Here is an 8732-nt window from a genome sequence, read left to right on the forward strand (position 1 = left end):
GAACGCCCTTTACACGTTCACAGGAATCGGTGTTTCAGAGAAACGATGTACATGAGGTGAACGGAATCCTTTCCCTGAAATAGCATGTTCATTACCTTCGCGAATACAGGTTGATGCTTTCTGATATAGAGGCGTTAACTTAATGACATTGACGCATGTGGGGGGCTTTTATTACCTACGCTGCAAGCTCGCTATAACCATTACCTGCCTAACCTTTTACATTCAGTCATCATTCTCAAAACATTCTGCTTGAGTTTTTCTTTCCTGTAATGATAATCACTATCACTGTAATTTACTTTTCTTTGCATCAATTGACTGAGAATAACGTTTAAGGGTTCTTCGCATGTTTGTTCCATTTCTAATTATGTTGCGCGAAGGGTTAGAGGCCGCGCTGATTGTCAGCCTGATTGCCAGCTACCTGAAACGGACTCAGCGTGGTCGTTGGATTGGTGTGATGTGGATTGGTGTTCTGCTGGCGGCGGGGTTATGCCTGGCGTTAGGGATTTTCATCAACGAAACCACCGGGGAATTTCCGCAAAAAGAGCAGGAGCTGTTCGAAGGCATCGTGGCGGTCATTGCTGTGGTGATCCTCACCTGGATGGTGTTCTGGATGCGTAAAGTTTCACGTAACGTCAAAGTCCAGCTTGAACAGGCTGTCGATAACGCGTTACAGCGCGGCAACCATCACGGCTGGGCACTGGTGATGATGGTCTTTTTTGCCGTCGCCCGCGAGGGGCTGGAGTCGGTGTTCTTCCTGCTGGCGGCGTTTCAGCAGGATGTCGGCATCTGGCCGCCGCTGGGCGCGATGCTGGGGCTGGCCACCGCGGTGGTACTGGGTTACCTGATTTACCTCGGCGGTATTCGTCTCAATCTCGGGGCATTCTTCAAGTGGACCAGTCTGTTCATTTTGCTGGTGGCCGCCGGACTCGCTGCTGGGGCTATCCGCGCCTTCCACGAAGCCGGGTTATGGAATCATTTTCAGGATGTGGCGTTTGACATCAGCAGCATACTTTCGACGCACTCGCTGTTTGGCACGTTGATGGAAGGAATCTTCGGCTATCAGGAGGCGCCAAGCGTGAGTGAAGTGGCTGTCTGGTTTATCTACCTGATTCCGGCATTCATTATTTTTGCGCTACCGCCGCGTTCAGGCACTACGGCATCGCGTACCGCACCTTAAAAACAACGCGATGCGGAATACTTTTTAGTTACAACATACTTATTCAAAGGACCAGGTTATGACGTTTCATTTTCGCCGTAGTGCGCTGCAGTTGGGTATTGCCACGCTGTTTGCATCCGTTTTTTCTGCACAAGCCGCCGATATTCCGCAGGTGAAAGTCACGGTTAACGATAAACAGTGTGAGCCGATGACGATCACGGTTAACGCCGGGAAAACGCAGTTCATCATCCAGAACCACAGCCAGAAAGCGCTGGAGTGGGAGATCCTCAAAGGCGTTATGGTGGTTGAAGAGCGCGAAAACATTGCGCCGGGCTTTAGCCAGAAAATGACGGCCAACCTGCAGCCTGGCGAATATGATATGACCTGTGGTTTGTTGACCAACCCGAAAGGCAAACTGATTGTAAAAGGAAGCGCTACAGCGGATGCCGCGCACAGTGATGCTCTGTTGAGTCTGGGCGGCGCGATTACCGAGTACAAAGCCTACGTGACGGCAGAAACCGCGCAACTGGTAGCGGGTACCAAAGCCTTCACCGATGCGATTAAAGCCGGCGATGTGGAAAAAGCAAAATCCTTGTATGCACCAACGCGTCAGCACTACGAGCGTATTGAACCGATTGCCGAACTGTTCTCCGATCTCGATGGCAGCATTGATGCGCGGGAAGATGATTACGAACAAAAAGCTGCCGATCCAAAATTTACCGGTTTCCACCGTCTGGAAAAAGCGCTGTTCGGTGACAATACCACCAAAGGTATGGGCAAGTATGCCGACCAGTTAAACCACGATGTCCTTGACCTGCAAACGCGTATTAGCGAGCTGGCCTTCCCACCGTCTAAAGTGGTAGGTGGCGCGGCAGGGCTGATCGAAGAAGTCGCAGCCAGCAAAATCAGTGGGGAAGAAGATCGCTACAGCCATACCGATCTGTGGGATTTCCAGGCCAACGTTGATGGCGCGCAGAAAATTGTCGATCTCCTGCGTCCTCAGTTACAAAAATCCAATGCTGAACTGTTAGCGAAGGTGGATGCGAACTTCAAAAAAGTCGATACCATTCTGAGCAAGTACCGTACCAAAGACGGTTTTGAAACCTATGACAAACTGACCGATGCCGATCGCAATGCGCTGAAAGGGCCAATCACGACGCTGGCGGAAGACTTGTCACAATTACGCGGTGTTCTGGGTCTGGATTAAGCACTATGCAGCAAGATAATGAAAACGGCGTGAGCGAACCTTCACGCCGACGTTTGTTGAAAGGGATGGGCGCTTTGGGTGGCGCGCTGGCGTTGGCCGGCGGATGCCCGGTTGCCCATGCGCAAAAACCGCAAAGCGCGCCGGGAACGTTGTCTCCTGATGCGCGCAGTGAAGTGCAGCCGTTTTATGGCCAACATCAGGCGGGGATCCTGACGCCGCAGCAGGCATCCATGATGCTGGTGGCGTTCGATGTTCTCGCCAGCGATAAGGCCGATCTTGAACGTCTGTTCCGGTTGCTAACCCGTCGTTTTGCGTTTCTGACTACCGGTGGGCCTGCGCCGGATACGCCGAATCCGCGGTTACCGCCGATGGATTCCGGTATCCTTGGCGCATACATCGCACCAGACAATTTGACGATCACGTTGTCGGTCGGATCCTCGCTGTTTGACGAGCGCTATGGTCTGACACCGCAGATGCCGAAAAAGCTGCAAAAAATGACGCGCTTCCCGAATGATTCTCTGGATGCAGCGCTGTGCCATGGCGATCTGCTGTTGCAGATTTGCGCCAACACACAGGACACCGTCATCCACGCGCTGCGCGATATCATCAAACATACGCCCGATCTGCTCAGCGTTCGCTGGAAACGTGAAGGATTTATTTCCGATCACGCCGCGCGCAGTAAAGGGAAAGAGACCCCGGTCAACTTGCTTGGCTTTAAGGACGGTACCGCGAACCCGGACGCTACAGATGCGATGCTGATGCAAAACGTGGTGTGGGTTACGGACGGGCAGGGCGAACCTGCGTGGGCGCAAGGCGGCAGCTATCAGGCCGTGCGGCTCATTCAGTTCCGCGTGGAGTTTTGGGATCGCACGCCGCTGAAAGAACAGCAAACGATTTTTGGTCGCGATAAACACACCGGTGCGCCGCTGGGTATGCAGCATGAGCACGATGTGCCTGACTATGCCAGCGATCCAGAAGGTGAGGTGATTGCGCTCGACAGCCATATCCGTCTGGCAAACCCGCGTACGAAGGAGACCGAGTCCAGCCTGATGATGCGTCGCGGTTATAGTTATTCGCTCGGCGTGACCAATTCCGGTCAACTTGATATGGGACTGTTGTTCGTCTGCTATCAGCACGATCTGGAAAAAGGTTTTCTGACGGTGCAGAAACGCCTGAACGGTGAAGCGCTTGAGGAGTATGTCAAACCAATTGGTGGCGGTTACTTCTTTGCGTTGCCGGGTGTCAAAACCGCAGATCATTATCTCGGACAGAGTCTGCTCGAAGCTTGATATCTATGCCCCGCAGCGCGGCGGGGCTTTTACTGACATCTTCATGAATGAACGAATTATTTTTTATGATCGGTCTGTGAATGAAATAATTTTGTCATCTTTCTGCAAGAGACTGTCTGTAGCGACAAGTCAAAATCAAGTTAATGGCAAGTAAAAATATTGTTGCATTAGCGAAAGATTATGATGTACTTATAAGTAACAGCGGTAGTTCCCGGCGGTGATAGTTGTTCACTATGGAGATCGCGAATGGAAAAGTCCTGTACTGGACACGTTTTTCACAGTAACAGCAGTACCTTACGCGGACGTTTCTCTTCCGGTAGCCACTTCGTCACCGCTAAATCTCTCCCCCTTTCACTTTTTATCCTTGTAACTGACGCCCTGTACGGTGCGCGTAGCCGTGGGTGGCGTCTTATCCAAAAGCAAGCAATGGCTTACAAGGAAGCCAACCCTCAGATGTTCGTGCGCATAATCGTGCCGCCAACGGCGCGTGTGATGTATACCTACAACTCAAGGTGCTATCCATGGGAAGACAAAAAGCAGTGATCAAAGCTCGTCGCGAAGCAAAACGGGTGCTGAGGCGGGACTCGCGTAGCCATAAGCAACGTGAAGATGAATCGGTCACCTCGCTTGTGCAGATGGGCGGCGTAGAAGCGATCGGAATGGCGCGTGATAGTCGCGATGCCACGCCAATCACGGCGCGAAATGAGGCTCAGGCGCACTACCTGAATGCTATCGAGAGTAAACAGCTGATCTTCGCCACCGGTGAAGCCGGGTGTGGTAAAACCTGGATCAGCGCGGCAAAAGCAGCAGAGGCGCTGATCCACAAAGATGTGGACAGGATTATTGTAACCCGTCCGGTTCTGCAAGCTGATGAAGATCTCGGCTTCTTACCTGGAGATGTTTCCGAGAAGTTCGCTCCCTATTTCCGCCCGGTGTATGACGTGCTGGTGAAACGTCTGGGAGCCTCCTTTATGCAATATTGCCTGCGACCTGAGATTGGTAAGGTGGAAATCGCGCCGTTCGCCTATATGCGTGGACGAACATTTGAAAATGCCGTGGTCATTCTTGACGAGGCTCAGAATGTTACTGCTGCGCAAATGAAGATGTTTTTGACTCGCCTCGGGGAAAATGTGACGGTGATTGTGAATGGGGATGTAACCCAGTGCGATCTACCCGCCCACGTTCGCTCAGGGCTAAGCGATGCGCTGGCCCGTTTCGAAGAAGATGAAATGGTTGGGATCGTTCGTTTCAATAAAGATGATTGCGTTCGCTCGGCGCTCTGTCAGCGAACGCTCAACGCTTACAACTGATGAGTACGCCGTCTTCAAGGCCCGGGAAACCGGGCTTTGTTTTTGCGGTATTACAGAATATCTTTTAAGGCGGCAGCCGTCATGGTCGCTTCAAATGGGATCAACTCAACTTTCGCGACGCCAGCCTGCTGGAAGGGATCCTGACTCAGATAGTGTTCTAATTTCTCAGCGTCATCACATTTTGCCAATATCACACCACCGGAACGTGGAATTTTGCGGCCTGATGCCAGGAATAAACCTTCCGCATAGCCTTTTTGCAGCCAATCCACGTGGGCAGGAAGTAGGCTATCGACGTCTTTCAACGGTTTTATATAGGTTAAAACAACAACATAAATAACACACATTTTATTGTCCCTGCTTTTTGAAAGTGTATTAACGTAGCATATAACCAGGGAGAGAAAAGATTAATATCAGCACTGTCCTTCCTAAGTTTTAATATTAAAAATGCATATGCAGCATTTATGTCTGTTAATTGTACACTTGTAGGGTGCGGATGGGTTGGTATGGTTGATGGCTGGCGAAAAAATGGCGGCTATCGCTTAATTGGCGAGTTATTATTAATAATCATGAAACATTCGTGATGAGATAAATATTACGATAATGTTCCAGATCATGAGCGTTTTATATTTTTTAACATATTTGGCAAACTGAAACGCATACTTTCGCTATACTGTAGATCCTTGAATACGCTGCGCTCCCGAACTGGATCCGCCTTCTAATGCTTGAATTAAAAAATATTGCGTGCCTGCGGGATGAACGTCTACTCTTTTGCCGCCTATCATGTTCTATTCAGCCCGGCGAAGTTGTCCAAATATCGGGGCCTAATGGGGCAGGAAAAACCTCTTTATTACAGCTACTAACCGGATTATCAACGCCGAGCGAAGGGCAGATTTTGTGGCAGGGAAAACCGCTGCATCGGATGCGTGATGACTGGCATCGTCAACTGTTGTGGCTTGGCCATCAGGTTGGCGTAAAAGGGGGGCTGACGGCGGAGGAAAATTTGCGTTTTTATCACCCGCAGGCGTCGCTTGAGATGCGCTGGCAAGCGCTGGAGCAGGTCGGACTGGTCGGTTTTGAAGATGTGGCTGTGGCTCAGCTTTCTGCCGGGCAGCAGCGGCGCGTAGCGCTGGCCAGGCTGTGGCTCAGCCGCGCAATGTTCTGGATTTTAGATGAACCTTTTACTGCGCTGGACGTGGCTGGCGTGCAAAAACTGACCACACGACTGGAGCAGCATGTCGTCCATGGCGGCGCAGTTATTCTGACAACCCATCAACCTTTACGGCCTCTCTGCGTCCCGTTGCGCACGATTACGCTCAATGAGTATGAGGCGGCTGTGGCATGATCACGCAGATTTTCTGGCGCGACCTGCGGCTTGCCTTTCGTAACTGTGCCGAAATTATCAACCCGCTGTGGTTTTTCTTGATTATCGTCACGCTGTTTCCACTCAGTATTGGCCCGGAGCCGCAGTTGCTGCGGCAAATTGCCCCCGGCATCGTCTGGGTAGCGGCGCTACTCTCCTCGCTGCTGGCAATGGATCGGCTGTTTCGTGATGACTGGCTGGACGGTTCGTTGCAGCAGATGATGCTAATGCCAGTCCCGCTTTCGCTGGTGGTGCTGGTGAAAGTCGCCGCGCACTGGGTGGTTTCCGGGCTACCGCTGTTAATCATTTCGCCGCTTATCGCCACGCTGTTCGGCCTCTCCGTCGCGGAGTGGCAAGTGCTGGCGCTTACGCTATTGTTGGGTACGCCCACGCTCAGTTTTATTGGCGCGATTGGCGTCGGGCTGACCGTCGGATTGCGGCGCGGCGGCGTATTGCTCAGCCTGCTGGTGCTGCCGCTGATGATCCCTTTATTAATTTTTGCAACCGCCGCCGTGGGCGCGGCGCAGATGCTGCTGCCGGTTGACGGCTATCTGGCGATTCTCGGGGCCTTCCTGGCAGGAAGCGCCACCTTAAGTCCGTTCGCCACTGCGGCAGCGTTACGAATCAGCGTGCAATAACTTCCGTCATCTCCGGGAATATGAGGCAAAGAAAAAATGTGGAAAGCGTTACACCAACTCGCCATTCCAGAGCGGTTGTATAAGGTCTGCGGGCGATTTATTCCGGCAATGGCACTCCTGAGCGCGCTGTTTCTGGTGGTGGGCTGCATCTGGGGCTTTGTCTACGCCCCAGCGGATTATCAGCAGGGCGAAAGCTATCGCATCATGTATCTGCATGTGCCCGCGGCTATCTGGTCGATGGGGATTTATGGCTCGATGGCGGTGACCGCCTTTGTGGGCCTGATTTGGCAAATGAAAATGGCGGACAACGCGGTGATTGCGATGGCGCTTCCCGGCGCTGTCTATACTTTCATCGCGCTGGTCACCGGTTCGGCCTGGGGCAAACCAATGTGGGGAACCTGGTGGGTGTGGGATGCGCGTCTGACCTCCGAGCTGGTGCTGCTGTTCTTATATGTCGGCGTGATTGGCTTGTATCACGCCTTTGACGACCGCCGCCTGGCCGGGCGCGCCGCCGGGATCCTCGTTCTGGTCGGGGTTGTCAATTTGCCGATTATTCATTTTTCCGTTGAATGGTGGAACACCCTGCATCAGGGGTCGACCAATATGCAGAAAACCATCGATCCATCTATGCGTATGCCGTTGCGTTTAACGATTTTCGGCTTCTTATTCCTTTTTATTACTCTGACATTAATGCGTATGCGTAATTTGATTCTGCTGCAGGAACGTCGTCGCCCATGGGTGGCGCAGCTGGTTTCCGGGCGCAAGAGCGAGGTTAATTCATGACCAGCGCTTTCCACTCCTGGAGTGATTTCTGGCAGATGGGCGGCTACGCCTTTTATGTCTGGCTGGCGGTTGCCGTGACGGCGCTCTCGCTGCTGGTTGTGGTCTGGCATGCCTGCTGGCAGCGCAGGGCGCTGCTGGCTGACGTACAGCGTCAAATGGCGCGCGAGCGCCGGATGCTGGCGGCGCGTAAAAAAGGAGAGGCGTTGTGAATCCGCGGCGTAAGGTACGACTCTGGCTTGCCTGTAGCGTGTTGGGAGGACTGGCGCTGACGGTCGGACTGGTGATGTATGCGCTCAGCGCCAATATCGATCTCTTCTATACGCCTGGGGAAATCATTTACGGCAAGCGGGAAAATGGCCAGAAGCCGGAACCGGGACAGCGCCTGCGCATTGGCGGCATGGTGATGCCCGGCAGCGTGAAGCGTGACGATAAAACGCTGGACGTGACCTTTAAGCTCTACGATGCGCGCGGCGTGGTAGAAGTGAGCTATACGGGGATCCTGCCAGCGCTGTTCAGAGAAGGGCAGGGAGTGGTGGCACAAGGAACACTGCAAGACGGTACCCATATTCGCGCCAAAGAGGTGCTGGCGAAACATGATGAAAACTATACCCCTCCGGAGATTAAAGAGGCGATGGATGAAAATCATCACCCTGCCGGGAATCAACAAGGAGCCGCGCAATGATCCCTGAAATTGGGCATTTTCTGCTGTGCCTGGCGCTGGGTATTTCCTGCCTGCTCGGGCTGTATCCGACCTGGGGCGCGATGCGCCAGGATAGGCGGATGATGGCGCTGGCGAAACCGCTGTCGTTCGCCATGTTTGCGGCGATCCTCGGGTCATTCCTGATACTGGTTTATGCTTTTGTGGTGAATGATTTCACCGTTCAGTATGTCGCCAGCAACTCGAATACGCTGCTGCCGGTATGGTATCGCGTGGCGGCTACCTGGGGGGCGCACGAAGGGTCGCTGCTGCTGTGGGTGCTACTGATGAG

The 8732-nt window shown here is 53.0% G+C and carries 11 protein-coding genes and 1 pseudogene; 11 read left to right on the forward strand and 1 reads right to left on the reverse strand.

The features are described 5' to 3' along the window. Positions 1–343 precede the first annotated feature (343 nt). From efeU to phoH, 5 genes are all read left to right on the forward strand, one after another. A complete protein-coding gene (gene efeU / locus FDW97_RS15445; protein WP_137351270.1) occupies positions 344–1177 on the forward strand; it encodes an iron uptake transporter permease EfeU in 834 nt (277 codons plus the stop codon). Between the two features lie 58 nt (positions 1178–1235). Next, the gene (efeO, locus tag FDW97_RS15450; protein ID WP_137351271.1) at positions 1236–2363 is read left to right on the forward strand and encodes an iron uptake system protein EfeO; all 1128 of its coding nucleotides are present in this window, start codon (positions 1236–1238) and stop codon (positions 2361–2363) included. Positions 2364–2368: 5 nt separating this feature from the next. After that, positions 2369–3652: an iron uptake transporter deferrochelatase/peroxidase subunit gene (gene efeB / locus FDW97_RS15455; protein ID WP_137351272.1), complete on the forward strand. Its 1284-nt coding sequence runs from the start codon at positions 2369–2371 to the stop codon at positions 3650–3652. A 246-nt stretch (positions 3653–3898) separates the two neighbouring features. After that, positions 3899–4195 (forward strand): hypothetical protein, encoded by a 297-nt coding sequence (locus tag FDW97_RS23445; protein WP_038639568.1) that lies wholly within the window; start codon positions 3899–3901, stop codon positions 4193–4195. Continuing rightward, the gene (phoH, locus tag FDW97_RS15460) at positions 4174–4962 is read left to right on the forward strand and encodes a phosphate starvation-inducible protein PhoH (RefSeq protein WP_006685183.1); all 789 of its coding nucleotides are present in this window, start codon (positions 4174–4176) and stop codon (positions 4960–4962) included. Before FDW97_RS23445 ends, phoH begins: the two co-directional genes overlap by 22 nt. Before the next feature lie 50 nt (positions 4963–5012). Here phoH and FDW97_RS15465 read toward each other — a convergent pair whose 3' ends face one another. Next, entirely contained in the window at positions 5013–5306 is a 294-nt protein-coding gene (locus tag FDW97_RS15465; RefSeq protein WP_137351273.1) for a YciI family protein, read from the reverse strand. Positions 5307–5680: 374 nt separating this feature from the next. Between FDW97_RS15465 and ccmA the strand changes: the two genes are divergently transcribed. The 6 genes and pseudogenes from ccmA to FDW97_RS15495 all read left to right on the forward strand — a co-directional run. Then, on the forward strand, positions 5681–6304 hold the full coding sequence (gene ccmA / locus FDW97_RS15470) for a cytochrome c biogenesis heme-transporting ATPase CcmA (RefSeq protein ID WP_137351274.1): 624 nt from the start codon (positions 5681–5683) through the stop codon (positions 6302–6304). Beyond that, on the forward strand, positions 6301–6960 hold the full coding sequence (gene ccmB / locus FDW97_RS15475) for a heme exporter protein CcmB (protein ID WP_137351275.1): 660 nt from the start codon (positions 6301–6303) through the stop codon (positions 6958–6960). The genes ccmA and ccmB overlap by 4 nt, the downstream gene beginning before the upstream one ends. Before the next feature lie 36 nt (positions 6961–6996). Then, positions 6997–7743 carry a heme ABC transporter permease gene (locus FDW97_RS15480; RefSeq protein WP_085048544.1) on the forward strand — a complete coding sequence of 249 codons (747 nt, stop codon included), beginning with the start codon at positions 6997–6999 and terminating at the stop codon, positions 7741–7743. Continuing rightward, positions 7740–7952 carry a heme exporter protein CcmD gene (ccmD, locus tag FDW97_RS15485; RefSeq protein WP_137351276.1) on the forward strand — a complete coding sequence of 71 codons (213 nt, stop codon included), beginning with the start codon at positions 7740–7742 and terminating at the stop codon, positions 7950–7952. The genes FDW97_RS15480 and ccmD overlap by 4 nt, the downstream gene beginning before the upstream one ends. Next, positions 7949–8425, forward strand: coding sequence for a cytochrome c maturation protein CcmE (gene ccmE, locus FDW97_RS15490; RefSeq protein WP_042309391.1), 477 nt, complete (start codon positions 7949–7951; stop codon positions 8423–8425). Before ccmD ends, ccmE begins: the two co-directional genes overlap by 4 nt. Continuing rightward, positions 8422–8732 (forward strand): annotated as a pseudogene (locus FDW97_RS15495) (heme lyase NrfEFG subunit NrfE); the annotation flags it as partial. The gene ccmE and the pseudogene FDW97_RS15495, both read left to right, overlap by 4 nt.

The organism is Citrobacter sp. wls708 (assembly GCF_005281255.1).
Classification (GTDB): Bacteria; Pseudomonadota; Gammaproteobacteria; order Enterobacterales; family Enterobacteriaceae; genus Citrobacter; species Citrobacter werkmanii.